This is a genomic window from Actinoplanes sp. NPDC000266 (assembly GCF_042899005.1).
Lineage (GTDB): Bacteria > Actinomycetota > Actinomycetes > Mycobacteriales > Micromonosporaceae > Actinoplanes.
This window is the reverse complement of the sequence record NZ_JBIAZI010000002.1, coordinates 777,902-804,844: the sequence shown is the minus strand read 5'-3', so window position 1 is coordinate 804,844 and position 26,943 is coordinate 777,902. Positions and strand designations below refer to the sequence as shown.

17 protein-coding genes and 1 pseudogene are annotated in these 26,943 nt (G+C 71.5%); 12 read left to right on the top strand and 6 right to left on the bottom strand.

What is annotated here, in order from left to right:
* The first annotated feature begins 117 nt into the window (after positions 1-117).
* From ACFY36_RS10110 to ACFY36_RS10085, 6 genes and pseudogenes are all read left to right on the top strand, one after another.
* Positions 118-1,152: a multicopper oxidase domain-containing protein gene (locus tag ACFY36_RS10110; protein WP_498688970.1), complete on the top strand. Its 1,035-nt coding sequence runs from the start codon at positions 118-120 to the stop codon at positions 1,150-1,152.
* On the top strand, positions 1,149-5,054 hold the full coding sequence (locus tag ACFY36_RS10105) for a ThuA domain-containing protein (RefSeq protein ID WP_499745574.1): 3,906 nt from the start codon (positions 1,149-1,151) through the stop codon (positions 5,052-5,054). Before ACFY36_RS10110 ends, ACFY36_RS10105 begins: the two co-directional genes overlap by 4 nt.
* Before the next feature lie 80 nt (positions 5,055-5,134).
* Positions 5,135-6,052 (top strand): annotated as a pseudogene (locus tag ACFY36_RS10100) (cupredoxin domain-containing protein); the annotation flags it as partial.
* Entirely contained in the window at positions 6,038-6,520 is a 483-nt protein-coding gene (locus ACFY36_RS10095; protein WP_499745847.1) for an OmpL47-type beta-barrel domain-containing protein, read from the top strand. The pseudogene ACFY36_RS10100 and the gene ACFY36_RS10095, both read left to right, overlap by 15 nt.
* Positions 6,521-6,531: 11 nt before the next feature.
* Positions 6,532-7,494, top strand: a complete 963-nt coding sequence (locus ACFY36_RS10090; protein WP_499745573.1) for a hypothetical protein — start codon at positions 6,532-6,534, stop codon at positions 7,492-7,494.
* Positions 7,495-7,716: 222 nt separating this feature from the next.
* The gene (locus ACFY36_RS10085; RefSeq protein WP_499745572.1) at positions 7,717-8,175 is read left to right on the top strand and encodes a winged helix-turn-helix domain-containing protein; all 459 of its coding nucleotides are present in this window, start codon (positions 7,717-7,719) and stop codon (positions 8,173-8,175) included.
* A gap of 55 nt (positions 8,176-8,230) precedes the next feature.
* Here the strand turns inward: ACFY36_RS10085 and ACFY36_RS10080 are convergent, their stop codons facing one another.
* Both ACFY36_RS10080 and ACFY36_RS10075 read right to left on the bottom strand, forming a co-directional pair.
* Complete coding sequence (locus ACFY36_RS10080; RefSeq protein ID WP_499745571.1) at positions 8,231-12,592, bottom strand: S8 family serine peptidase; 4,362 nt, start codon at positions 12,590-12,592, stop codon at positions 8,231-8,233.
* Positions 12,593-12,733: 141 nt separating this feature from the next.
* Positions 12,734-13,435: a GAF domain-containing protein gene (locus tag ACFY36_RS10075; protein WP_499745570.1), complete on the bottom strand. Its 702-nt coding sequence runs from the start codon at positions 13,433-13,435 to the stop codon at positions 12,734-12,736.
* A gap of 73 nt (positions 13,436-13,508) precedes the next feature.
* Between ACFY36_RS10075 and ACFY36_RS10070 the strand changes: the two genes are divergently transcribed.
* The 4 genes from ACFY36_RS10070 (at position 13,509) to ACFY36_RS10055 (ending at position 20,036) form a co-directional block, all read left to right on the top strand.
* Positions 13,509-14,189: a hypothetical protein gene (locus ACFY36_RS10070; RefSeq protein WP_499745569.1), complete on the top strand. Its 681-nt coding sequence runs from the start codon at positions 13,509-13,511 to the stop codon at positions 14,187-14,189.
* A gap of 300 nt (positions 14,190-14,489) precedes the next feature.
* On the top strand, positions 14,490-16,268 hold the full coding sequence (locus ACFY36_RS10065) for a hypothetical protein (protein WP_499745568.1): 1,779 nt from the start codon (positions 14,490-14,492) through the stop codon (positions 16,266-16,268).
* 22 nt (positions 16,269-16,290) lie between these two features.
* Positions 16,291-16,902, top strand: a complete 612-nt coding sequence (locus ACFY36_RS10060; protein ID WP_499745567.1) for a hypothetical protein — start codon at positions 16,291-16,293, stop codon at positions 16,900-16,902.
* Entirely contained in the window at positions 16,902-20,036 is a 3,135-nt protein-coding gene (locus ACFY36_RS10055; protein WP_499745566.1) for a helicase HerA domain-containing protein, read from the top strand. Before ACFY36_RS10060 ends, ACFY36_RS10055 begins: the two co-directional genes overlap by 1 nt.
* Before the next feature lie 4 nt (positions 20,037-20,040).
* Here ACFY36_RS10055 and ACFY36_RS10050 read toward each other — a convergent pair whose 3' ends face one another.
* The 4 genes from ACFY36_RS10050 to ACFY36_RS10035 form a co-directional block, all read right to left on the bottom strand.
* Positions 20,041-21,261, bottom strand: a complete 1,221-nt coding sequence (locus tag ACFY36_RS10050; RefSeq protein WP_499745565.1) for a 5'-methylthioadenosine/S-adenosylhomocysteine nucleosidase family protein — start codon at positions 21,259-21,261, stop codon at positions 20,041-20,043.
* Positions 21,262-21,378: 117 nt separating this feature from the next.
* A complete protein-coding gene (locus ACFY36_RS10045) occupies positions 21,379-22,065 on the bottom strand; it encodes an NUDIX hydrolase (RefSeq protein WP_499745564.1) in 687 nt (228 codons plus the stop codon).
* Positions 22,062-22,787, bottom strand: coding sequence for a hypothetical protein (locus ACFY36_RS10040; protein WP_499745563.1), 726 nt, complete (start codon positions 22,785-22,787; stop codon positions 22,062-22,064). Before ACFY36_RS10040 ends, ACFY36_RS10045 begins: the two co-directional genes overlap by 4 nt.
* Before the next feature lie 44 nt (positions 22,788-22,831).
* Entirely contained in the window at positions 22,832-23,371 is a 540-nt protein-coding gene (locus ACFY36_RS10035; protein WP_499745562.1) for a hypothetical protein, read from the bottom strand.
* Between the two features lie 163 nt (positions 23,372-23,534).
* Here ACFY36_RS10035 and ACFY36_RS10030 point away from each other — a divergent pair, with 163 nt between their 5' ends.
* Both ACFY36_RS10030 and ACFY36_RS10025 read left to right on the top strand, forming a co-directional pair.
* Positions 23,535-26,474 carry an ATP-binding protein gene (locus ACFY36_RS10030; protein WP_499745561.1) on the top strand — a complete coding sequence of 980 codons (2,940 nt, stop codon included), beginning with the start codon at positions 23,535-23,537 and terminating at the stop codon, positions 26,472-26,474.
* 190 nt (positions 26,475-26,664) lie between these two features.
* A complete protein-coding gene (locus ACFY36_RS10025; protein ID WP_499745560.1) occupies positions 26,665-26,817 on the top strand; it encodes a hypothetical protein in 153 nt (50 codons plus the stop codon).
* The last annotated feature ends 126 nt before the right edge of the window (positions 26,818-26,943 follow it).

Below are 26,943 nucleotides of genomic sequence, written 5' to 3'. Positions count from 1 at the left end.
GTCATAGGTTGCTCGGAACGGACCAAAGTTTTGACCTTTTTGAAAAAAGTCCGTAACTCGCACACCTCTCTCGACTCGTGGGAATCCCGGCCGGCCGGGATACGACGGAGGACGCGCATGGAAGACAACGTTGTCAATCTAGACGAGCAACCGCAGCTCCGGCGCCGGTCTTTGCTGGCCGCGGCCGGTGTTCTCGGCCTGACGGGCGGGGCGGTCGCGGTGGCGACCACGACCCGGGGCGAGCCGGCCAAGGCCGCGGCGGGGGTGACCCGGAAGATCACGATCTACGCCGAGGCGTTGCCCGGCAACCAGTTCGGCTACGGCCTGACGCCGGGCGGGGCGACGATCCCGGGGCCGATCCTCGAGATGTACGAAGGGGACACGCTCGAGATCACCCTGGTCAACACGACCAACCAGCGGCTGAGCATTCATCCGCACGGCGTCGACTACAGCACCGACTCGGACGGGGCGCCCTTCAACGCCTCGTACAACGAGCCCGGCGAGACCCGGACGTACGTCTGGCGATCGCACGAGATGACCGCCACCAGCGGGCGGCGGTTCATGCCGGGCAGCGCCGGCTACTGGCACTACCACGATCACGCGATGGGCACCGACCACGGCACCGCCGGACTCATCAAGGGCCTCTACGGCGCGCTGATCGTGCGGCGGCGCGGCGACATCCTGCCCGACAAGCAGGTCACCGTCGTGTTCAACGACATGCAGATCAACAACAAGGTCGCGCCGAACACGCCCATGTTCGAGGCCAATCTCGGCCAGCGGGTGGAGTGGATCGCCATCGGGCACGGCAACTTCTTCCACACGTTCCACCTGCACGCGCACCGGTGGGCCGACAACCGCACCGGCATGCTCGAGGGCCCGTCCGACCCGAGTCAGGTGATCGACAACAAGGACCTCAACCCGGGCAGCTCGTTCGGGTTCCAGGTGCTGGCCGGCGAGGCCGTGGGGCCGGGCGCGTGGATGTACCACTGCCACGTCCAGTCCCATTCGGACACCGGCATGGCCGGGATCTTCCTGGTCCGCAACGCCGACGGCAGCATGCCGCCCGGCGCTCAGGAGGCGATCGACCGGTTCCAGGGCCACCAGCACAAGGCGGCCGCACAGACCCACGTTCACGGAGGGAGTGGATCATGAGAATGAAGCAAGCCGCCGCCATGGCCTTGGCGGCGCTGTTGGTGACCGGAGCGTCCCCACCCAGAACAGCGGCGGCCGCCGAACCGGCGAAACCCAAGGTTCTCGTCTTCTCGGGCGCGGCCGCCGCGCAGCAGGACCCGGTCGTCAAGGCGACCGCCACCATCAAGGAGCTCGGCGCGGCACAGGGCCTCGACGTCGAGGCCAGCACCGACACGGCGGACTTCAACGCGGGCGACCTGGCGGCGTACCGCGCGGTGGTCTTCCTGTCGGCCGACGGCGTGACGCTGAACGCGGGCCAGGAAGCGGCCCTGAAGGGCTTCGTCAACGCCGGGGGCGGCTTCCTGGGCATCGGCGACGCGGCCCGCGCGCAGCTCGACTCGAGCTGGTTCACCGGCCTGATCGGCACCCGCCCGGCCGGCGCCATCCCGGTCTCGCACCCGGTCCAGGCGGTCACCGCGAGCGGCGAGAACCCGCCCAACGAGATCAGCTCCAAGCTGACCGACGGCGACGCCAACACCAAGTGGCTGGTGCGGACCGCGACCGGCTGGGTCCGGTACGAGCTGGCCACGCCCACCAAGGTCACCGGATACGCGCTGACGTCGGCCAACGACTTCGACGGGCGTGACCCGAAGGACTGGACGTTCCAGGGCTCGGCCGACGGGCAGACCTGGACCGACCTGGACCGCCGCACGGGGCAGACCTTCCCGGAGCGCTTCCAGATCCGGCGCTTCGACGTGGCGAGCCCGGCCGACTTCAAGTTCTACCGGCTCAACATCACCGCCAACAGCGGCGAGCCGCTGATCCAGCTGGCCGACTGGCGCCTGTTCACCGGCACCACCGAGGCGCCGCCCCCGCCCGCCGTCAACCGGGCCGTGGTCGACATCCTCGACCGGCAGCATCCGGCCACGAAGGACCTCGGGCTGACCATCACCCGCGAGGACCGCTGGAACAACTGGGATCAGAACCCGATCGGCAAGGTGCACACGCTCGCGCAGGTCGAGGAGCGGCACTACGACCCGGGTCTGGGCGCGAACGGCCCGTTCCACCCGATCTCCTGGTGCCGTGACTACGACGGCGGCCGTTCCTTCTACACCGGCATGGGCCACACCGAGGGGTCGTACGGGGAAGAGGCCTTCAAGAAGCATCTGACCGGCGCCCTCGGCTGGACCAGCGGCATCGTCCGCGGCGACTGCCAGGCCACGATCGCCTCCAACTACAAGGTGGAGCGGCTGACCGCGGCCAACAAGACCGGTGAGCTCGACCAGATCGGCGAGCCGCACGGCCTGACCATCACGCCCGACGGCACCGTGTTCTACGTCGGCAAGGCGGCCTGCCCGAGCGGGCCGGTGGTCAGCTGGGACAACCCGAACGTGGGCCTGGGCTGCGGCACCATCCACTCCTGGAGCCCGGACACCAAGCAGGTGAAGCTGCTGACCACGCTGCCCGTGATGGGCAACCGGGGCAGCGGCGACGAGCTCGTCAAGAACGAGGAGGGCCTGCTCGGCATCGTCCCCGACCCCAAGTTCGCCGAGAACGGCTGGCTGTACGTCTACTGGATGCCGCACGCTTCGATCGACCGGCAGAAGCGGGTCGGGCAGCGGACGGTCTCCCGGTTCACCTACGACAAGGCCGCGCAGACCATCGACCAGGGCACCCGCAAGGACCTGATCCAGTGGCCGGTGCAGATCCACAGCTGCTGCCACGCGGGCGGCGGCATGGCCTTCGACGCCAAGGGCAACCTCTACGTCGGTTCCGGCGACAGCAACTCGTCGGGCGGCTCGGACGGTTACTCGGGCAACAACTGGACCCAGGCGTACGAGGGCCTGTCGTTCCAGGACGCGCGGCGCACCGCCGGCAACACGAACGACCTCAACGGCAAGATCATCCGGATTCATCCGGAGGCCGACGGGACGTACACCATCCCGCAGGGCAATCTCTTCCCGCCCGGCACCGAGAAGACCCGCCCGGAGATCTACGTGATGGGCGTGCGCAACATCGCCCGCCTCCAGATCGACCCGGAGAAGCAGTGGCTGACCGCCGGCTGGGTCGGCCCGGACGCGTCGTCGCCGAGCCCGGAGCTGGGACCGGCCAAGTACGAGACCGCCACCATCATCACCGAGGCGGGCAACCACGGCTGGCCGTATTGCATGGGCAACAAGCAGCCGTACCGCGACCGCAGCAACACCGACGCCAAGGTCCTGACCGGCTGGTACGACTGCGACAACCCGAAGAACGAGTCGCCGCGCAACACCGGCCTGACCGATCTGCCGCCCATCAAGAACAACATGATCTGGTACTCGCCGGACGGCGGCGGCCCGGTCTTCCCGGCCCGCGACGCCAGTGGCGTGCCCAGCTACAAGGCGGCCGAGGCGACGTACACCCAGCCGTATCTGCGCGGCGGTGGCCAGGCCGTCATGTCCGGCCCGACCTATCACCGCGACCTGGTCGACGCGAACAGCACGGTCGCCTGGCCGGCGTACTGGAACGACAAGTGGCTCATCGGTGACCAGTCGAACTCGGCCAACCGCGTCGCGGTCACGGTCGACCCGGCCGGTGTGCCGCAGCAGAAGCCGCCGGTGTTCGGCGAGTCGCTGCGGGCCATCATCCCGGCCGGCGGCGGCGCCAACCAGCTCCAGTCGTGGATGGACGCCAAGTTCGGCCCGGACGGCGCGCTCTACATGCTCGACTACGCGGGCGGCTTCTTCAGCCTGCACCCCAACCAGAAGCTGATCCGGATCACCTATCAGGGCGGCCCGGCGACCCCGGCCCCGGCGGCGACCGCGACGGCGGTGCAGGACAAGCCGCTGACGTACGCCTTCAACGGCTCGCGCTCGGGCGGACTGTCCCACAAGTGGACGTTCGGTGACGGCGGCACCTCGACCGAGGCCAACCCCCGGCACACGTACGCCCGGGTCGGCGTCTACGACGTGACGCTGACCATCACGTACGCCGGTGGGAAGACCGAGGTCGTCCGCACGAAGGTCACCGCGGGTTGTGCCGTGCCGGATCCTTCGACGACCGTACGGCTGGACACCGTCGACTCTGGTGTGGCGAACCGCGTCGTCGGCCAGGGCTGCACGGTCGACGACCTCATCGACGACGAGAGCACCTGGGCCACGCACGACGCCTTCGTCCGGCACGTCACCGACGTCTCCGCACGTCTCGTCGACGACAAGGTCCTCAGCACCCGGGAGGCCGGCGCGCTGACCAAGGCGGCCGCGTCCTCGCCGATCGGCCGCGAAGGGCACACCGGCTACGTCTCGATCTACAACGGCACGCCGGAGTCGCTGACCGACTGGGCCCAGGCGCCCACCGGGCAGTTCGCGATCCAGCCGGACGGGTCGCTACGGCCCAGCGGCGGGCTCGGGATGCTCTATTACACGAAGCCGCTCAAGGATTTCTCGCTGACGCTGCAGTTCCGTGACGTCGCACCCGGCGACGCCCGCGGCAACAGCGGAGTGTTCACGAGGTTCCCCGACCCGCGGATCCCGCTCGACCAGCGGCCGGCCGGCAGCTGCGGCACGGTCGGCTCGGCCCGCACGTCGCAGGCCTGGGTGGCCATCTACTGCGGCCACGAGGTGCAGATCTACGACGGTGAGACCGGCGAGCCCCAGAAGACCGGCTCCATCTACAACTTCGACGTCAACCCGCTGGCCGCGGCCGGTGTGACGGCGAAGAACGTGTGGAACCGCTACGAGATCAAGGTGGTCGGCCAGCACTACACGATCATCCGCAACGGCAAGGTCATCAACGAGTTCGACAACACCCCCGGCAAGCAGTCCTCGCGCGCCGGTGACCCGCCGACCGACCTCCGGCAGTTCGCCGAGGGCCTGATCGGCCTGCAGAACCACAGCGACACCGACCTGGTCGACTTCCGCGACATCCGGGTGCGTGCTCTATGAAACGGCTCCTAGTGATCCTGGCCGCGCTGATGCTCCTGGCGCCGGCCGCCCCCGCGACGGCGGCGCAGACGCTGACGTGGACGGCCGACGACGGCATCACCGCCTACAAGTCGGCGCCGGCCCAGGCCGCCGCCGGCGAGACCACCATCGTGTTCGAGAACAGCGCGGCCACCGGCAACACGACCGGCATGCCGCACACGCTGACCTTCGACACCTCGACCGAGGGTTACAACCACGACGTCACCCTCAACATCCTGGCCAACCCGTTCGACGCCGAGAACGGCCGCCACACGGCGACCGTGACCCTGACCCCGGGTCGCTACCGCTACTTCTGCTCGATCCCCGGCCACAGCTCCATGGTCGGCGAGCTGGTGGTCACCGACGGCAACCCCGACCCGGACACCACCCCGCCGACGGTGTCGGCCCAGGCGGCCGGAAACCGGGACGGCGACGGCAACTACATCGGCTCGGCCACCGTCACGGTGGCCGCGTCGGACAGCGGTTCGGGCGTCGACACCGTCCAGTACGCCCTCGACGACGGGGCGTTCCAGGCCTACACCGCCCCGGTGGCGGTGACCGCGGTCGGCGCCCACACGGTGCGCTACCGGGCGACCGACAAGGAAGGCAACGTCTCCACGATCGGCTCGCTGGCCTTCACGGTCGTGGCTGAGGAGCCGGACGAGGACACCACGCCCCCGACGGCGACCGTGCAGCTCGCCGGCGATCGTGACGGCGACGGCAACTACGTCGGCACGGTGACGGCCACGCTCGCGGCGACCGACGCGGACTCGGGCGTGGCCCGGATCGAGTACTCGCTCGACGGCGCGGCCTTCACGGCGTACACCCAACCGGTTGTCATCACTACGCCCGGCATGCACATGCTGCACTTCCGGGCGACCGACAACGCGGGCAACACCTCGGCCGAGCAGATGTCGCACTTCACGGTCGTCGAGCCGGAGGAGCCGGACACCACCGCGCCCACGGTGACCCTCGACGTGGACAACCAGCCCGGTGTGGCCACGGTGACAGTGGGATCCTCGGAGCCTGGAACGATCCAGTACGCGCTGGACTCCGGCGCCTGGACGGCTTATACGGCGCCGCTCAGGATCACGGGGCTCGGCGAGCACACCGTGCGGGCGAAGGCCACCGACGCGGCCGGCAACACCTCGTCCGAGGAGTCGGAGACGTTCACGGTCGTCGGCTCCGGATCCGATGAGTGCCCGGTGCCGGACACCCGCGCCACCGTGATCATCGACGGCGACGACACCGGCGTGCCCAACAAGGCCACCGGGAACGGCTGCACCGTCAACGATCTGGTCGCCGAGCACGGCGACTACGCCGACCACGCCGCCTTCGTCCGGCACGTGGAGACCGTCACCGCCGCGCTCGTCACCGGCGGCACCCTCACCAAACGGCAGCAGGGCACGATCGTCCGCGCGGCCGCCCGTTCGGACATCGGATCATGAAGGAGAGTTCCGTGAAGAGATTCCTGGCGGCCGTCACCGCCTTTTCCGCGGCCGGTGTTCTCGCCGCCGCCGCGCCGGCCAACGCCGCGCTGGTCACCTACTGCATCGGCACCGGCGGGGCGGTCACCGTCCCGAACGACCTCTACGTGCCGGCCGGCGAGTCCTGCTCGCTCACCGGGACCATCGTCACCGGCAACGTCAGCGTCGCCGCCGGCGGCAACCTGGTCGTCACCGGCGGCCAGCTCGCCGGTGACGTGCGGATCGCCGGCAACGGCTATTTCGACGCCTCGGACACCACGGTCTCGGGCCCGGTCGTGCTGGCCGCCGGCGGCTACGGCGTCTTCCTCAAGGACGCCGCGACCGGCGCGATCACCGTGCGCCCCAAGGGAACCACGACGGTCGACAGCTTCCTGTTCGCCGAGGGCGCCTCGGTGACGGGCAGTGTCAACGTCCAGGCCGGAGAGGTACGTCTCGACGACGGCACTCAGATCACCGGAAGCGTCAGCAGCACCGGGACGTACTACACCGACCTGCACGACTCGTTCGTCGACGGCACGCTCTCGGTGCTCAACAGCGCCACCGGCAGCGTCGTCTGCGGCAGTTCGGTGCGCGGCAAGGCCACGTTCGCCGGCAACCTCGGCGGCGTGCAGCTCGGCCCGAACGGCCCGCTCGACTCCTGCGCCTCGGGCGGCTTCTGGGGCAAGGACGTCAGCGTCACCAGCACCACGGGTGGCGTCACGGTCGACGACAACATCATCGACGGCGCGCTGACCGCGACCGGCAACACGCCGGTGGCTCAGATCGCCGGCAACAACCGGATCCGCCGCGGTGTGGTCACCGACCCGCCGGCGGCGGCCGCGGCCCGCTCGGCGGCTCGCGCGGCCGCCCCGCGCCAGGACGACACCGGCAAGGCCGAGGAGCGGCGTGTGGACGCCGTTCAGGAGGCCACCGCCGCGGGCCCGGCGGATCTCTGATCCTGTTGCCACACACCGGCCCCGGACGCTCGTCGTCCGGGGCCGGTCCCTTTTCGGGGACCGGCGATGGCGGAGATATGACATGGCGCAGAAGCGCCACCAGGGTTCCGGGCAGGCCACATAGCCTTGTCTCGATGGAAGAGCCACGGGGTTAACAAGAACGTGACAAACCGGATTTATCGTCACCCTTCGATGACAGCGTCGCTGTCGGGAGGCGGGGGCATGGCGGAGAGTGCGGTCCCATCATTGGCCATCGGCATCGCTGCGTCGCCGGACGGCCGCAGGAAGCTCGCCCAGCTGCTCGACGGGGCGGGGACGGTCGTCATCGTGTCCACGGTGGACCAGGCGCGGCAGTTCCTCGACGTGGTGGCGCCGCCGCCCCTGGAGTCCACCGGGAGCGGGCTGCGCATCGACTCCGACCGGCGGGTGCTCTGCTGGCTCGACCGTGAGGTGGCGCTGACGCCGTTGGAGCACGACTTCCTGCGGTGCCTGGTCGGCGCTCCGGGGCGCGTGCTGACGTACGAGAGACTGCATCTCGAGGTCTGGGGCAACGAGCACGTCGGGCGCGGCTCGGACATCCACTCGATGGTGCGCCGGGTGCGGGGCAAGCTGGCCCGGCTCGGCGCGGCCGCGACCATCCACGCCATCCGCGGCGTCGGCATCCGATTCGCCATCCAATGACAAAGGGCCGGCCCGCCCGCGGTGAACGCGGACGGGCCGGCTGTGCGACGAACAATCAGCAGCGCACGGGCAGGAGAGCGAAGTTCTCCACCTTCGGCGCGGCCGGGTTGATCTTCGTGGTGCGGGCCTGCGGCTTCCAGCCGTCCTTGGCGGCGATCAGGGTGAGCGGGTTGTTGCGCTTGTCGAGCCAGTACGCGTACGTCCCGTCGGCCTCCGTGGCGAACGTGAGCGACGTGGCCCACGAGTCCACCTGGACCGTCGCCCCGGCCAGCGGCGAGCCGCTGCCGCCGGTACAGGACGCCCCGGTCACCGTGCCCATCAGCTTGGCCCAGGTCTTCGGGGGCGAGGCGTTCAGGGTCACGTCGACCGGCGGCACCGAGTACGGGGTGCTCTCCTTGATGGTGACCAGGCCCGTGTAGGCGCCCGGCTGGTCCACGGCGGCGGTGATGCCGACCGTGACCGTGGCCTTCTTGCCCGGGGCCAGCGTGACCGACGGCTTGTCGATCGTCAGCCAGCTGACGTCCCCGCCCTCGGCGCACTCCTCGAGACCCGGCAGGGCCTCGCCGCTGGCCGTCGCGTTGAACGACCCCGAGGAGCCGCCGACCTTGTAGAAGCCGCACGCCGCGGCGCCCCGGTAGCGGGCCGTGTTGGCGTTCGGCAGCGCGGCCCAGGCGCCGGCCGCCGGGTCGTACGCGAAACCGGCGTTGGTGACCGCGCCGGCCTGCGAGCCGCCCACGACGAGCAGCTTGCCGTTGGCCACGGCGAACGAGGCGGCCCAGTGGTCGGCCGGAGCGTCGGCGATCGGGCTCCACGTGGACGCCGCCGTGTCGAAGGCGTAGCCGGCCTTCTGCGACGCCGAGCCGTCGTTGCCGCCGGAGCAGTAGACGACGCCGTCGACGCCGCCGCACGAGGCGAACGCCAGCGACTTCGGGTAGTTCGGCAGCGTCTCCCAGCTGTCGGCGGCCGCGTCGTAGCGGACCACGCTGTTCGACATGGGCAGGCAGCCCGAGGTGGTGCAGCCGCCGACCGCGTACAGCTTGCCATCGATGACCGCCTGGCCGGCGGCCGAGCGCGGCGCCGGGTTGTCGGCCTTGCGCGTCCACGAGTTCGCGCCCGGGTCGTACGACCACGTGGCGGCCTCGGTGCCGGAGGCGCCCCAGCCGCCGGTAGCGATGATCTTCCCGTCGATGACACCCACGGTCATCGCCGAGCGGGCCTCGGGCAGGTCCGCGATCGCCGTCCAGGCCTGGGTGGCCGGGTCGTAGACGTAGTTGGCCTTGGCCGCGACCGACCCGTCGGTGCCGCCGATCGAGTAGACCTTGCCGTCCAGGTTCACCACCCGGTTGTCCATGACCTTGCCCGGATATTCGGCGATGTTCGTCCACGGCTCGGCCAGCGGGCCGTCGGCGGTGGTGGCCGCGGCCGCCGCCTTGCCCGAGGGCTTGGCCGCGAACGAGGTCGCCACGTTCAGCCGCTGGGCGGCCGCGCCCGGCGCGGCCAGGATGGCCTCCCGGGACGCCTTGCTGCCGTCGGCCTTGAGCATCTCGAAGCCGCTGTCGCGCTCGCCGAACTCCACCGTGACCGGCTGGGTGCCGGTGTTGGTGACGGTGAACTTCTTGTTCGCGGTGCCGTCGGGCAACCGCAGATCGGCGCTGAGCGAGGCCGGTGCGACCTCGAGGCGCCCGGCCCCGAGCTCGAACGCGACCGGGGTGACCCAGTCGGCCTCGACGTTCACGGTCGCGCTGCCGCCGGCGTAGCTGCCGGCCTTGGCGTCGAACGTGTGCGTGCCGGTCTTCGCCGACAGCATCCAGAAGAAGCCGTCCGGAAGCTCGGTGTCGTCCGGGGTGGCGACGGTCGTCGCCTTGTCGGCCGGGGCGTCCTTGCTCGTGACGGTGGCGCCGTTGACGTACCCGCCGGTGTTGGCGTCCTTGACGTGCCCGACGACCAGGCCGCTGCCGACCGGCTCGCAGCGGACCTCGCTGCCGATCAGGACGTTGTCGACCTCCCACCACCAGGCGTACGAGCCGTCGACGTAGTGGAAACGGACCTGCACCTGGGGCTTGCCCGCGGCCTGCGGGAGGGCGACCTCGGTGCGCTTGGGGCCGGTCACGCCGGCCGTCTGGGAGAGCACGGTCTCCCAGGTCGTGCCGCCGTCGACGCTGAGCTCGACGTCGGTGCGCTCGGAGCCGTACTGGCGGAACTCCTGGTCGAACCGGACCACCGGCGCGCTCACCCCGGTCAGGTCGACCACCGGGCTGACCAGCGACGTGTTCTGCTTGCTGCCGCCGCCGTAGCCGTCGCTGTCGATGATGGCGAAGCCGCCGGCGCCGCCGGTGTTGTTGCCCCGCTTGCGGTCGTCGGTGAACTTCCAGACCTGCCCGTTGCCGGCGTGGTCGACGACGGTCCAGTCGCTGGGCGCGGCGTCGAACGTCTCGTATTCGCCGTCGGAGGCGAACTCGTATCCGGGCGCCGTCGTGCAGTCGTCGGCCGAGGCGGGCACCGCGACGTTCTGCGTGAGGTTCCTCGTGCCGACCACGACGTCCTTGGTCAACGTCTGGTAGCCCGGGTACTGCGAGGTGAAGGTGAGTTTGTACGAGGCGCCGGCCGGCAGCTTGAGGCTGTAGCGCCCGTTGGACGGCGTCGTGTAGTCGGAGACGCCGCCCGGTCCGGCCACGGTCACCTTGGCGTACAAGGGCCAGCCGTGACCCGAGCCGTCCGTGACCGTCCCGCCGACGGTCACCGTCGGCACCGCGGTCAGGGCCGCATCGGCGGTGGTGGTCGCGCCAGGCGTGACGGTCGCGGTCACTTCCCTCGGCCCATAGCCGTACGCCGTGACGGCCACCTTGTAGTCGCCGGCCGGAAGGCGGGTCGAGTACGTGCCGTCGGTCCCGGTGACGACATCGCGCTCGGCGGCGCCGGTCAGCGCGAGCGCCGCGTTGGCGATCGGCGTGCCGGTCGCGGTGTCGGTCACCTTGCCGGCCAGCGTGCCCGTCTCGCCGGTGGGAGCGGCCGCCACGAGCGCCAGCGCGTCGAGCCGGCCCTCGCCGAAGACGTTGTTGTCGCCGGTGGAGCCACCGCACTGCGCGGCCTCGGTGTCGGTGGCGCTGGTGTCCAGCAACGCCTTGGTGCCGGCGATGTCACCGACCAGGGCCGGCGCGGCCGACCACACCAGCGCGATCGCGCCGGCCAGGTGCGGCGCGGCCATCGACGTGCCGCTGATGCTGTTGTAGCCGCTGCCCGGCCAGCTCGACCGGACGTTCACGCCGGGGGCGGCGATGTTCGGCTTGAGCTCGCCGTTCTGCCCGGCGCCACGCGACGAGAACTCGGCGATGACGTTGTTGACGTCGTACGCGCCCGCCGAGTAGTTGGCGGCGAGGCTGCCGGGCGAGCCACTGGACGTACAACCGGGCCCGATGTTGCCGTTGGACCAGACGCCGAAGATGCCCGACGCCTCCCAGGCGTCCGTGACGTCCTGCATGAACGGCTCGGTGGAGGGCTGGGTGGTGCCCCACGAGTTGTTGATGATGTTCGGCCGCTTGCTCGCGTCCGGGTTGGCCCCGGTGCGGTCGGTCGGCTCGAGCAGCCACTGACCGGACGAGATGAGCGCCGCGTCCGAGGGGCAGCAGCCGTTGGCCGCGATCCAGCGGACACCCGGCGCCACACCGATGTCGGCCGACCCGGCCATGGTGCCCATCGTGTGGGTGCCGTGCCCGTTGGTGTCGCAGGGAGCGCCGCCGCTGCCGCAGGCGTTGGCGGCGTCGAACCAGTTGTAGTCGTGGGTGAAGGTGCCGTCGCCGTTGTTGCCCCGGTAGGAGCCCACCAACTGCGGGTGGTCGAACTGCACGCCGGTGTCGATGCTGGCGACCGTGATGCCCTCGCCCGTGACGCCGTACTGCTCCCAGACCTTGTCGGCCTTGATGTTGGCGATGCCCCACTCGACCGCGTTGACGGCCTTCTCGTTCGTGCCCTCGGCGACCTTCGGCACCTCGATGGCCACGGCCGGATAGAGGCCCTCGACCTCGGAGTGCGCCGCGAGGCTCTGCACCAGATCGGCCGACCCGCCGCTGACCTTGATGGCATTGGTCGCCCAGAAGGCCTGATACTTCGTGCCGTCCCGGTCGAGCTCGGCCTTGACGGCGCCCTGGCTGGAGGCCGCGGCCTTCTTGAGGGCGGCCGCAACGGCCGTACCCCGCTCGTTCCAGTCCTTGATCTTTCCGGCCGTGCTCAGATCGGCCTTGCCACCGAACCGGACCCAGAAGTCGCCGCCCCCGCGCGCCGCCATCTGCGCGGCGAGCTCGGGCCGGATCTTGTCCTTCGGAGCCGCTTGCGCGCTGCTGTCGACCGCGACGAATCCCGCCGTGGCGACGAGCATCGCCAGGGCTCCTGCCGTACGTTTGAGGTGTCTACCTCTCGCCATGCTGTCTCCCTCATGGAGTCTCGGGCGCCGGGCGGATCACGCCGGCCACCTGAACAGCACGCTAAGATCCACGATCTTCGATGCTCAAGACGTGTGATGAGCAATCGGTGGTCACCCGATGAGCAAACTGCGTCGGGCCGTTTAAAGGCCCTCGCCGACCAATGTGGCCGCGGTCTCGGCCAGGTCGGTGCCGGCCTCGTCGGCCCGGGCACACAGGGTCAGGTACGCCTCGCGGTCGCCACACCCGGCGGCGGCCCGGATGAGCTGGACCGCCAGCCGGATCGTGGCGCGGATGCCGAGGGCCTCGGTGTAGCCCTCGACCAGCTCCCGCCCGCCCGGGTCGAGCGCCGCCAGCTGCGCGTCGGCCACCTCGGCCTCGGTCAGGCGGCCGTGCACGAGGCAGATCCCGGCGATCAGCGGAGCCATCGCGACGCGGTCCCGGCTGTAGACGTTCAGCGCGGCGACGGCGTCACCACAACCGGCGAACAGCGGCACCGACACCGACGCGTGCAGGCCGAGCGCGGGCGCCTCCTCGTGGAAGCGGGGCCACTTCACGGTCAGGTCGATGTCGGGCACGCCGACCGGCGAGCTCGTGTGCAGGGAGTCGAGGCACGGCCCGGCGTCGTCGCGGTACTGGGCGTCGTCGACGGCGCGGATCAACTCGTCGCTCACGGCCACGGTCGTGTACTCCCGGCCGCGCAGCGCGGTAATGGAGGAGTAGTGCGCGGCGGCGATCCGCTCGGTGGTGAGCCGGGCGATGGCCGTCAGCTGACCCGGCACGCTCGGCGCGTGGTCCGGTGTCGCCGCCAGGGCGGTCAGCGCGGAGGCGAGGGGCCCGTTCACCCCGCCCGCATACCCCCGAAACCGGCCGGTATTCGCCCGGTTTGCCATGATCCTCGGGGGGTACGCGGCGACCATGAGCGTGGGCTTCGACGAACATCGCACGGAGGCGGTCTCACCATGGATGCTGCCCGGCGGCGGCGGCGGGACGCCCTGCTGGAGCGCCGCCGCACAGGACGCCGCCTTCTCGGCCGTGGTCAGCGCCGGCTCGGTCTGGATCGTGGTCAGGCTGCCCGGCCAGTCACGGGTGGCCGTCCGGGTGGCGCACTGTCCGCATGGCCACCCGAGGGTCTCGGCGACCGACCGGACGGGCGCCGGAGCGCGGTTGCTGATCGAGTCGGCCATCGGCGTCTTCCACGCGGAGGTCGAGCTGCCCACCCCGGACAGCCCGCTGCACGTGACGACGGCTCTGAGACCACACGTGGCCTTGATGATGCCGTTCTGGCCCCGCGACCTGGCGGTGCTGGGCCCGTCCGCCGCGGGCCGCGTCTACGCCCCGCCCGGCCCGGACTGTCTGCGCTTCAGCGTGACCGCGCCGGGCCGGGACAGCGTGCTCTACCGCCAGAACCTCACGGCCCTGGCCGACTACGCCCAGCAGACGGGCACGTCCCTGGCCGGCGCGGTGGGCGGCACGTGGCCCGAGCTCGGGCTGGCCCTGCCCGGATCGGCCGAGGGTCACCTCGCGCCGGGCCGCGACACGGTGCTCTCGGACGCGTATCTGTCTTTCACGAAGGGAGTCGAGGGCGGCGCGCTATGAACCGTTTCGAGAACAGCGGGCGGTCCCCTGGTAGAAAAACGGTAGATACGTCTGGAAGGGTATTTCGAATGGCCTGAACGGATTTGATTCCGGCGTGATGTGAATGAATTTTCCCGTGCCCGTTCACGACCTGGTGATCTTCCTCCGACGTGGCGTAACCTTCTCCACCGTCGGGGTGAATCAATGGGGCGGGTGCGTAAATTGGAGCGGATTCGCGACGGTTCATCGGGGGTTCGCTCACCGGGCGATTTCGAGGCTCTTTTCGATCGGCCGCGCGTCGATATGGCCGATCCCGGTGAATTGGGTATTCACAGCGCCGGCCCGGTGGCCGGCGGCGATGACATTCTGCCGAGCTATGTCAAACGCAGTTTCGACTTTCAGTTGCGCCTCGCGCTGTCGGCCAGTCTGCCGGACCGCGGGGCGTTCGTGGTCATGGTCGGCGGCTCCTCGACGGGCAAGACGCGGTCGCTCTACGAGGCCGTGCTCGAGCTCGTGCCGGACTGGTGGATCATGCAGCCGGCCGAGGTGTCCGACCTGCTCGACCTGCGGCACGAGCCACCGCACTCGACGGTCTTCTGGCTCGATGAGATGCAGCATTTCCTGGGCGGCCCGTCCGCGTTGACCGCGGTGTCGGTCAAGGCCCTGGTGCGGCACGGCAACCTGGTCGTCGGGACGCTCTGGCCGGATCAGTACGCCAAGTGGACCGCCGGCCGGGAGCCGGTGCACAAGCTGGTGCAGGGCGCGTCGCTGATCTCCGTGCCCGAGTCGCTGGACCGTTTCGAGCGGGCCCAGGCGGCCGACATCGCGACGCGGGACAGCCGGATCCGCGACGCTCTCAGCGTGCGCGACGTCGGCATGACGCAGGTCCTCGCCGGCGGACCGCGGCTGGTGATGTGCTGGGAACAACCGGCCAACGCCTATGTGAAAGCGATGATCGCGGCCGCGGCCGACGCCCACCGGCTCGGCGTGCAGTCCCCGCTGAGCGAGGCCCTGCTCGCCGACGCCATGTTCGGCTATCTGAAGCCCCAGCAGCGGGTGCGCTCGGCCGACCACTGGCTGGCGCAGGCGCTGCCGCACGCCACCGAGCCGATCCACGGCGACGTGTCCGCGCTCTACCCGGTCGACGCCGGCCGCGCGGGCACCATGGCCGGCTACACCATCGCGGACTATCTGGCCGAGCACGTGCGGAGCAGACGTCGCGGCGAACACGTCCCGCACGCGGCGTGGCAGGCCCTGGTGACCCATCTGAGCCGGCCCGGCGACCTGCGGCGCGTGGCCACCAGCGCCGCCGCCCGGCTGCGCCACCGCTATGCCGAGGGCGCGCTCGCCCGGCTCGCCGTGGAGTTCGGCGACAGCCGGGCCGCGATCGAACTGGCCGATCTGCTCGTCCGCCAGGACAGGTTCGCCGAGGCCGCCGAGGTCCTCAACCGCCGGCTGACCGGAAGCGCGGAGGACGAACCCGTCGTCCGCAAGCTCGACCACGTGCAGGCCGTGTGGCGCCGGGTGGAGGAGATGCGGCCGCGAGGGCGGGCCCTTCGGGCCGAGGTCGCCGAGCTGCTGTACGACGGCGGCCTCGCCGACGAGCTGCGCCGGGAGGCCGCCGGTGGCAACGCGATCGCCGCCGACCGGCTCGTCGAGCTGCTCGCGGATCGCGGCTGCCTCCGCGAGCTCCGCGAACGCGCCGACCGCGGTGAGCAACGAGCCGCCGAGGCGCTGGCCGACCTCCACGCGGCCTGGGGCGACGTGGACGAGCTGCGATCGCGCGCCGCGAGGGGCGACGCCGCCGCCGACTTGCGGGTGTCGAAAGCGCACCGCCACGAGGGAGCCAGATTTCAGATCGAGCAGCTGCGCGCGGAAGCGGACGAGGGCCGGGCCGAGGCCGCACTGCAACTGTGCACGCTGCTGTTCGAGCTGCGCGACGAGGAAGAGCTCAGGGTGGAGCTGGAGGCCGGCACGCCGGGAGCGGCCGACCGGCTCATCGCGCTCTACACCGCACAGGAACATCCGGCGCTGATCCGGCTGCGGGCCTTCGGGTTCGACGCGGACGGGCAGCTCGTCACCCGGAAACCATCCTCATGACCATGCGTGGAAAGGACTTCTGATGGCCGAGCTGGCCGGCGCCGACTACGTGTTCCTCATCCTGCTCAAGACCGCGGGGCGCGAGCTGTCGAACACCGAGATGGACAAGCAGTACGGATTCAGGCTTCTCAGCGGGCCCTACGAGAGGCTGAACGCGGCCGGATACGTCTCCTCCGACACCGCCCGCCGTCCCTACCGGCACAGCATCACCAAAGCCGGCCTCGACGTGCTGAAGGTCCCGCTCTCGATCGACCAGGACCACGCCGAGCCGGGGGAGAAGCGCTCGCTCCGGGAACGGCTGCTCTGGGCCGGGCTGGTGGCCCAGCAGAACGAGAACGTCCGCGCGCCCGTGGCCGGAAACGCCGCCGCGCCGGCCGATCTCGACGGCCGCATCCGGGTCACGTACGCGAAGCTGGCCTCGGTACCGGGCGAATGGGTCGACCTCACGGCGCTCCGGCCGCTTCTGGCCGACGTCTCCAAGGCCGACCTCGACAAAGCCCTGACCCGGATGCTGGACGCGTCCGATGTGCGCCTCGAGCCGGAGCCGTTCGGGCACCGGGTCGGCGCGGAGGAACGGCGTGCGGCCGTTCACATCGGAGGCGAGGACCGGCACAAGCTCGCGATCGGCCTGTGATGGAGGAGAGGGAACGAGCCGCACTGGCCGCCCTGCGGCTCAACTGGGTGCAGGCGCCCGATGATGTCTGGCGGCGTTCGCCGTTCCACGTCGAGGGCCTGCACTCCGACGTCGCCCGTGACGTGCGGGACGGCATCGCCGACGCCGAGGCCAGTCCCGACGCCAGCCCGGTGGGCCTGGTGCTCGAGGGCCGCCAGGGCACCGGCAAGACGCACCTGCTGGGCTGGATCCGGGAGCAGGTCCAGCACCAGGGCGGCTACTTCTTCCTCATCGGCCTGCTCGACGGGCGCAAGTTCTGGGACGGTGTACTGGTCTTCCTTCTCGACGGCCTGGCCCGGGAGGTGCCCGACGGCGAGACCCAGCTGCGGCTGTTGCTGCGCCGTCTGGCGTCCCGGATCGGAGCGCCCCGGGCCGACCGCCGGGCGGTGATCGGCGAGACCGAGCTCAACCGCCCGGCCCTGGACGCCTTCGTCGCCGGTCTGCGGCAGTACGACGGCTACGTCGCGCATGAGTGCCGGGATGCCCTGCGAGCGCTTGCCCTTCGCGCTTCCGACAGCGAGGAGCACCAGGACCTCGCCGACGACTTCTTCGCCGGCGGAGGCGGGACGACGGCGCAGGCGCGGCAGGAGTGGGGGATCCGGCACCGGGACAGAACCGCACAGGACATCGTCCGGGAGATCTCGTGGCTGTTGGCCATGACCGGCCCCACTGTGATCGCGTTCGACCAGATCGACACCGCCGTGGCGCAGTCCGCGCTGGAGGAGGACCTGGCAAGGATCGGCGGCGGCGAGGCGGATCTGCGCCACGCCGTCGTCACGTCCGGCCTCGCCCACGGCCTGAGCGACCTGCGGGACACGACCCGCCGGACTCTGACGGTGGTGGCCACGCTCTCGTCGACCTGGGATCAGATCGCCACGCGGGCGCCCACGTCGTTCGCCCCGAGATTCCGCCGTCGCCTGTCGCTTCAGGGCATCAGGGATGCGCGCCTCGCCCGCGAGCTCATCGAGAAGCGGTTCGCGCTACGTTTCGCGGCCGTGGGCTTCGCGCCGGAATATCCGACCTGGCCCATCCACGAGGAGGTCTTCGGCGAAACGCTGGACTACACGCCCCGGCGCCTGCTCATCGATATCGACCGGCACATCAAGGCGTGCCTTCTGGACGGGGAGATCCGGGAGCTGCGGCATCTGAGTGAGGTGCCCAGAGAGGACGCGCGGAGTGGGGCGCCGGCCACCGTGGCCCCGGCCATCTCGGACGACGCGTTCGCCCGGATCGAGGCGCGTTTCGAAGAGCTGCGGCGCGACGCCGACGTCACCTCGCCGCTGGAGCGGGACACCGAGGACAGCACCTTCCCGGCGCTGCTCGCGGCCGGCCTGCAGGCGTGGATCGTCGAGCGGGGCGACCGCGGCGCCCGGTTCAGCATCGATCCGCCGCCCAGTTCGAAGCCGGATCTGCACGCGCGGCTCCGCCGCGATCTGGACGAGCGGTCCGAGGAGGAGCGGGAGCGCTCGCCCGACCAGTCACGGACCGAAGACCAGGTGCACTGGTCGTTCCGGGCGATCAGCGACACCCACCACGGGGTGGCCGCGCTGCACCGCATCCGCCGGGCGTGCACCGCGGCCGGCGTCATGCCGGGCATGGCCAAAAGGAAGCTGTTCCTGCTACGCAACGCCGAGTGGAGCCAGTCCGCGCGGACCCAGGAGGTCGTCCGGCAGCTCGAACAGGAGGGCGGCGTGACGCTCGGCGTCGACGAGACCGATCTGCGGGTGCTGGCCGCCCTGTACGGGCTGCGCGACGAGAACCCGGCCGAGTTCCAGGCGTGGCTCGTCCGCTACCGGCCCACCGAGCAGCTCAAGCTCTTCAAGGAGGCGCTGGCGAACGCCGACGCGGGGGCCGACGAACGGCCGCCGCCGGCGCCGGCTCCACCCGCGACCGGGTTCGCGATCGGTGACGGGGTCTCGCTGTCGCTGGAGTCGCTCCGGAAGCATGTGGCGATCTTCGCCGCGTCCGGGTCCGGAAAGACGGTGCTGCTGCGGCGCCTTGTCGAGGAGTGCGCCCTGCAAGGTGTCTCGGCGATCGTCCTCGATCCCAACAACGACCTCGCCCGGCTGGGCGACGCGTGGCCCGAGGTCCCCGGCGGCTGGTGGCCGGGCGACGTGGAGCGCGCGGCCCGCTATCTGGCCGAGACCGAGCTGATCACCTGGACGCCGCGGCGGCAGTCCGGGCGGGCGCTCAGTTTCCAGCCGCTGCCCGACTTCGCGGGTGTGCGCGACGACCCGGACGAGTTCGGCGCGGCCGTGGAGTCGGCCGTGGCCGCGCTCGCGCCGCGCGCCAATCTGACGGGGCGGGCCCGTGCCGTACATCTGGGAACCGCGGTTCTGCGGCGGACGGTCGAGCATTTCGGCCGGCAGGGCGGGCGGGACCTGCCGGGGCTGATCGCGCTGCTGTCCGACCTGCCGGACGGGGTGAGCGGGCTCGACGACGCGGCGAAGATCGCGGCCGGGCTCGCGCAGACGCTGACGGCGTCGATGGACAACGATCCGATGTTCGGCGGCAGCGGGACGCCGGCCGACCCGGCGACGCTGCTGACGCCGTCACCGGGCAAGCGGGCGCGGATCTCCGTGATCAGCCTCATCGGGCTGCCCGGGGACGACGCTCGGCAGGGCTTCGTCAACCAGATGCAGATGAGCCTGTTCGCCTGGATCAAGAAGAACCCGGCGAAGGACCGGCCCCTGCTGGGGCTGCTGGTGATGGACGAGGCGCAGACGTTCGCGCCCTCGGGGGCGATGACCGCCTGCACCCAGAGCACCCTCGCCCTGGCCTCGCAGGCCCGCAAGTACGGGCTCGGCCTGATCTTCGCCACGCAGGCGCCCAAGAACCTGCACAACCGCATCCCGGGCAACGCGGCGACGCACTTCTTCGGCCGGCTGAGCGTGCCCGTGCAGATCGAGGCCGCCCGGGAGATGGCCAAGGTGAAGGGCGGGGACGTCCCCGACATCGGCAACCTGACCGCGGGCGAGTTCTACATCGCCCTGGAGGGCGAAGTGCCGCAGCGGACCCGGACGCCGATGTCCCTCAGCCACCACCCGAGCAGCCCGCTCACCGACGAGGAGGTCATGGCGCGGGCCCGCCGGTGAGCCGTCAGATGTGCCGGCGCAGCAGGCCGGCCAGGTCGCCGCGGCCTATCTCGTCGAGGACGGCCGGAAGCTCGGGCAGGCGGCTGCGCGTCTGCAGCCAGGTCCACAGCTCGTACGGCTCGTCACCGGTGCGGAATCTCAGGACCTCGTACGACGGCACGCCGACCGCGTCGGCGACGTCCTGCCAGTAGTACGTCAGCTGGCGCAGGACCTGCTGTCGCACTTCGTCGGGGACCCGGTGGGCGGGCCGGGGCGGCGAGGGCGCGAGCAGCCGCTCGAGGAGCGCGAAGAGCACCTCGGCCGACGCCCGCGCGGAGAAAGCCTTGAAGCGGTCGTCCTTTCCGCCGTCCGCGTGGTCCGAGACGCCCTTGGCGACCAGCCAGTGCGGGACCTTCCGTTCGTGCGCGATCGTGGCGATGGTCGCGGCCTCCATGTCGAGGGCCAGGAGCTTGCGCTGGCCCGGCTGGAGCCGGGCCCAGGTGTTCCCGCTCGCCATGACGGCGCTCCCGCTGGCCATGGCGCCGGCCCGGACGGCGAACGGCAGCCTCTCCGGCCCTTCGACGTCCATGTAGAGGATGCGCTGGATGCGGTCCCGGCCCGCGTCGGTCAGCGCGACGCGGTCGCCCAGCCAGCGCACGAGACCCTCGGACTCCAACTGCCCGAGCCGCGTGCCCCAGGCGGCGCCCGGCAGATAGCGGCCGCGGGCCGGATGCGTACGGGGAATCTGACCCTTGAAGAGCCGTTCCAGCACCCAGACCGCGGCCTCCCGTCCGGTGGCGGCGCCGTAGCTGGGCAAGACCGCGGGGTCGAAGTCCTGAACCGTGCGGACCCAGCTCATGTCCTGCGGGATCTGCTGGGGCTCGGCGAGGAACGCGTCGTCGGTGTGCTTGCCCTCGTCCCACTCGTAGGCCGGGGCCGCGATGATCACGTCGCCCTGCGCGGTGTGGTCCGGGTTGCCCGCGCAGACGCCGCACATCGCGAGGCAGGTGGGCGCGAGCCGGTTGGTCAGCGTCGTCGTGATGCTCCCGGCGCTGCGCCCGCCCATGTGGACCGGCCGGGCGAGCGCCACCGACAGACCCGATCCGAGCCGGGCGAGTGAGTACGGAGCGGTCCGGTCGGCGTCCCGCTCCTGGAATTCCGCCGGGTGCAGGGCCGCCCGGGCGGCGTCGTACTCCTCCTTGATCGCGGTGATGACGAGGACGTCGGCGCCGGTCCCGCTGCCCAACGAGAGCCTCCTGTGAACGGAAGAAGGGAAGGAGCCGCCCGCGGGCCCGCCAGCCGGCGGGCGGCCCGACGAGTGTCACGCGGTCGTCTTCCGCATTTCTTCCGTACGGGCGTCCGGTCAGGCGCCGCGCATGATCGGCGGGTTGAGGGCCGTCTCGGCGCCGGCCCGGTAGAGGGCGGCCGGGCGGCCCACCTCGGGGACCCGGCGTTCGCCGGTGGGCTCGACGAAGCCGGGGGTGTTGATGATCTTCCGGCTGAAATTGCGGGGGTCGAGCTTGTGGCCCCACACCACCTCGTAGACGTGGCGCAGGTCGCCGATGGTGAAGGCGGGGCCGCAGAAGGTCGTGGCCAGGGTGGTGAACTCGAGCCGGGTGCGGGCGCGTTCGACGGCGTCGGCGAGGATCACGTCGTGGTCGAAGGACAGACCGCCGCCGACCTCGTCGACCGGCGCCCAGAAGGCGCTGCTCGCGTCCGAGCCCGCGGTCGGCAGCGGCAGGTCGGGCATGATGGCGAGGAAGGCGACGCTGACCACGCGGCCGCGCGGGTCACGGTCCGGTGCGCCGTACGTCTTCAGCTGCTCCAGGTGGAGATCGCCGCCGTCGAGGCCGGTCTCCTCGGCCAGCTCCCGGGCGGCGGCCTCGGGGATGTCCTCGTCGCCGCGGAGGAAGCCGCCGGGCAGCGCCGGCCGGCCGCGGAACGGCTCGTTGGCCCGGGTGATCGCGAGCACCTGGAGGGCGTCCTCGCGGACCGTGAGGATCGCGAGGTCGACGGCGAGGCGGAGATAGGTGTGCTCCCGATCGATCATCCGCCGAGAGTACGGCCGGCGGACCAGATCTGCTCGAACTCGCTCGCGAAGTGCTGATACCAGACGTGGTCGCGGCCGGGCCGCAGCGTCAGCGACGGCTCGGCGCCGCCCAACGTGTGCGAGTAGATGTCGACGTGCAGGCGGCCGCCGGGGCGGCGCGCGTTCACCGCCAGCAGGTGAAAGGCCGGCACGAAGTCGAGCAGGCGCACCTCGACGCGGCCCGGGCCGGTCGCCGCCAGCTCGCCGAGCAGGGCGAGGGTGGGCCGGAGGCGGTGCGCGAACATCTCGGCGGCGCCCGGTGTGGTGCTGCGGCGGGCGGCCTCGCCGAGCACCTCGCCGTGCGGGGCGATGACGGCCACCCGGACCGTTCCGCCGCGCCGCAGGCACTCCCGCAGGGCGGCCGCGTGGTTGCGCACGGTCCGGTTCAGGGTCACCCCGACCATGTCGATCTCGGTCGCCCCGGTCAGGTCGGCGTCCGCGCCCGACGACGAGGAGTGCAGCAGGCGGTCGGCCGGTGGTGTCTCCACCATTTGCCGGGTCACCCGGAGCAGGCCGTTCATCTGGAAGCGGGAGTGGAGGGCCCCGGCGACGAGGACGCCGAGAGCGGCCAGGGTGGCGCCGGAGAGCAGCGGGCCGTCGGCGAGGTTCAGCATGCCGAGCACGCCGACGGTGAGTGAGATGGCGAGGGTCGCGATGAGATCCAGGGATTGCCAGATACGCACCGGTACCGTCCTCGGGGTCGGTGACTGTCGGTGAGGTGAGCGTATCAGATATTATTGTCAATGTGACAGTAAGCTTGGTGGCGGCGGCGAAGGCGGAGGCGGCGGACGATGTGCGGGCCCACCGCGCCGGGAGGGAGCCAGGACGGCCCGGCGGCGGAGGGCGCCGGCAGCGACGGGGCGCCGTCCCCCGCGGGATGCACCACCACCGCCGCGCCGACCTGGCGCCCGCGGGACACCCGGCGCAGCAGGCGCACCGAGCAGAGGAGGGGCGTGACGGACTGGCCGATGTAGACACCGTCGCAGAGGACGCAACCCTCCGGCGTGACGGAGTACGCGCCGGACGGCCAGGCGACGGACTCCACGAGCAGCACGCGCGAGGCGGTCATGACGGCGAAGCCGACGCGCGGCCCGCGCTCGGTCAGCCGGATGCCGGCGTAGAGGCGGACACCGGGGGCCTCGGTGAAGCGGTCCAGCAGGGCGCCGGTGCGCGCGGCGGCGTCGCGGACGCTCATGCCGATCGGCCGGAGCGACCGGCTCTCGTCGTCGATCAGCTTGTCCAGCCTGTCGCGCAGACGATGAACCATGACCCGCTCCCCGTGACGAAGACACTCCGCGATTCGGCCACAGCGGTCTACCGATTTGCTTCCGCCGCGCGCGAAGAGAATCTGCCAACTACTTGTCGCACCGATGGCGCTCGCCCGGCTCAGCTCCTACCGTGGCGGCTCGACGGTGTGGAGGGGACTACCCATGATCTACGGGATTCTCGGTGATCTCGAAGTCCGCGACTCCACCGGTGGCGTCGTCGAGCTGCCCGTGGGCCGGGCGCGCGCGGTGCTGGCCGTGCTGCTGCTCAACGCCAACCACCCGGTCTCGGCCGACGACCTCGTCGCCGCGGCCTGGGGCGACCGCGGGGTCAGCCACGCCCAGCTCCACAAGGCCGTCTCCGCGGTGCGCAAGACCCTGGCCGCGGCCGGGCGGGACGCCTCGCTCAGGACCCACAACCGGTACGGATACGAGCTGGTGGTGTCCGAGGGCGACCTGGACATGCTGCGCTTCCGGCGTCTGTTCCAGCGAGCGGACGGTTCGGCCGGGGAGATCGCGCTCCTGCGGGAGGCTCTCACCTTGTGGCGGTCCGACCGCCCGTTGTCGAACATGCGCCTGGAGACGGTGGCCGACGAGATCGAGGCCCTGCGCCGGCAGCGCAAGCGGGCCGCCACCCGGTTGTTCACGCTGGAGATCGACCGCGGCGCGCACGCGGAGGTGATCGACGATCTGGTCGCCTTCGCCGCGCAGTACCCCGACGACGCGAAGCTCTGCCGGCTGCTGGTGGACGGCCTGCATCGCGACGGGCAGGTCGAGGAGATCATTCCCGCCGTCGAGCGGTACGAGAGCGCGAGCGCCACCCCCGATCAGAGCCTGCGCCGCTTCGCGTACGGGCTGGTGAGCGGCGGCGGCGACGTGGCCGAGACGGCCGTGGTGCCGCGCCAGCTCCCGCCGCCACCGCCGTACTTCGTCGGCCGTGACAGCCTGCTCGCCGAGATCCGCTGGCTGCTGAGCGAGCGCCGGTGGCCGGTGCTGGCCGTCTCCGGCCCCGGCGGCATCGGCAAGACCGCCCTGGTCCTGCGGGCGGCGCACGACGCCGCGGGCGCCTATCCGGACGGTCAGCTCTGGGCCGACCTCGGCGGAACCGGCGCCTCGCCCGCCGACCCGGCCGAGGTGCTGGCCCAGTTTCTGCGCGCGCTCGGTGTCACGGCCGTGCCGGAGACACGGAACGAGCGGGCGACACTGTTCCGCTCCACGGTGGCCGGCCGGCGCGTGCTCGTGCTGCTCGACGACGCGGTGGACGGGGCGCAGATCAGGGATCTGCTGCCCGGCGGCGGTGACAGCGTCGTGGTGATCACCGCGCGGCGGCGCCTGCCGGACATCGGGGCGCCCACCCATCACGTCGCCCCGCTGGGCGCCTTCGACGAGACCACCGCCCGGCGGCTCTTCCACGAGATCGTCGCCGACGGGCGGGTCGACCTGACCGGCGAGGAGGAGACCGTCGAAGCGGTGGTCCGGCTCTGTGGCGGCCTGCCGCTCGCGGTCCGGATGGCCGCGCTGCTGCGCGTCGAGGCCTTCCACCGCTCCACCGGCGATCTGCTGCGACGTCTCACCGAGCAGGGGCCGACGGCATTCGCGTACGGGACGGAGAGCCTCGCCCGGACGCTGGGGGCCGGGCTTCTCCGGCTCGACGACCGCGCCCGCCGCCTCTTCCCCGGCCTCGGCCTGCTCGCCCTGCCGTCGTTCGGTGAATGGACCGCGGCCGCCGTGCTCGGCGAGCCGGGCCCCGCGGCCGGCGAGGCGCTGCACCAGCTGGCGGCGATCGGCATGGTCGACGCGGTCCCGGGTGCCGCCCGCTACCGCTTCCACGATCTGACCCGCGAATACGCCCGTGGGCTGGCTACCTCCGAGCCCGGCCGGCCGGACGGGCTCGCCGGCGCGCCCCTGCGGGTCGGTCTCGCGTTGCTCTCGCTCACCCGCCGCGCCCATACCGCCTTCTACGGCGGGGACTTCGACGTGGCGCACAGCGACATCGCCGACATCCCGGTGCCGGCGGGCGAGCTCGAGGCGGCGGTCGCCGAGCCGTACGCGTGGTTCGAGCGGGAGCGGGCCAACATCCGCGCCGTGGTCGAGCAGGCGGCCGCGCTGGGCCGCGCGGACCTGTGCTGGGACCTGGCCGTCTCGGCGCACGAGTTCTACGCCGTCCGCGGCTACTTCGACGACTGGCGGGCCACCCACGAGGTCGCTCTCGCGGCGTGCCGGGCCGCCGGTGACCGCCGTGGCGAGGGCATCGTGCTGACCATGCTGGGCATGCCGCCCCTGGTCGCCAGCGGAAGCTCCGGGGTGTCCGGCGTGCCCGAGCTGGAGCGGGCGGTCATGCTGCTCCGCGAGACCGGCGAGCGGCACGTCTTGGCCGTCGCGCAGCGGACCCTGGCCAACGCGTTGCGGCGCAACGGCGAGCTCCAGCGTCCGCTCGCCCTGTTCGCCGAGGCGCTGGCCCACTATCACCAGAGCCGCGACCTCGTCGGCAGTCAGCAGGCGCTGCGGTTCATCGGGCAGGCCCATCTCGACCGCGGTGACGCCGAGTCGGCGGTGGCGGTGCTGCGCGAGGCCGAGCAGATGGCGCGACGGCAGGGGCAGGTCCGCGTGCTCGCGCCGGCGCTGTACTGGCTGGGTCAGGCCTATCTGGCCCGGGCCGACCTGCCGGCGGCGGGCGCCGCGTTCGACGAGGTGCTCCGGATGTCGCCGCCGAGCAGCGGGGTCGCGCACGCGTACGCGCTGCACGGCCTGGGCGACCTCGCGCTGGCCCGCGGTGACGCCGGTGCGGCCGTGCCGTTGCTGGAGGAGGCCGAGGCCCTCGCCCACGAGGCGGCGGACGCCGGGCTGGAGGGCCGGGTCGGCCTGTCGCTGGCGGCGGCGGAGGCCCTTGAGGGGCGCCACGGCGCCCGGGTCACCGTGCTGCGCCGCGCGCTGGTCCCGATCCGGTCGTACGGCTCGGCGAAGCTGGAGATCCGTGTCGAGGCGGAGCTGGCCGACGCGTACGACCGCCTCGAGAATGTGGCCGAGGCGAAGGCCGCCCGGGACCGGGTGACCGATCTCTACGACCGGGGCAACGTGCCGCCCGAGGACCGCCGAGCCATCTGACCGCCATAATGTCTTCTTGACACAAACTAGTCCCAGGTATTAGTGTCAGGTCGACATTAAAGCAATGTCGAGCGCGCACAGGGCACGCGCGCTGAGGTAGGCCAGCCTCTCCGTCATCGTTCGGCCGGACGACGGCGATCGCGCGTGCCGCACCCATCGTCAATCGCAACCTTCCTGGAAAGGAAAGGCCATGCGCGCACGTCGTCGTCAGATCCTCATCGCCTTCGTCGCGGCCGTCACGGTCGCCCTCACCGGTCAGTTCGTCCCGTCGCCGGGTTCGGCCGCCGCGGTCGGCTGCCCGGCCAGCACCACCTGGGACGATCTCCTCCAGCGCTGCGTCTGATCACAGCCGGGGGGGGGGGGGGGGGCGGGGGGGGGGGGGCGGGGGGCGGGGGGGGCGGGGGGGGGGGGGCCCGGGGGGGGGGGGGCGGGCGGGGGGGGGGGGGGCCGCCCGCGGGGGGGGGGGGGC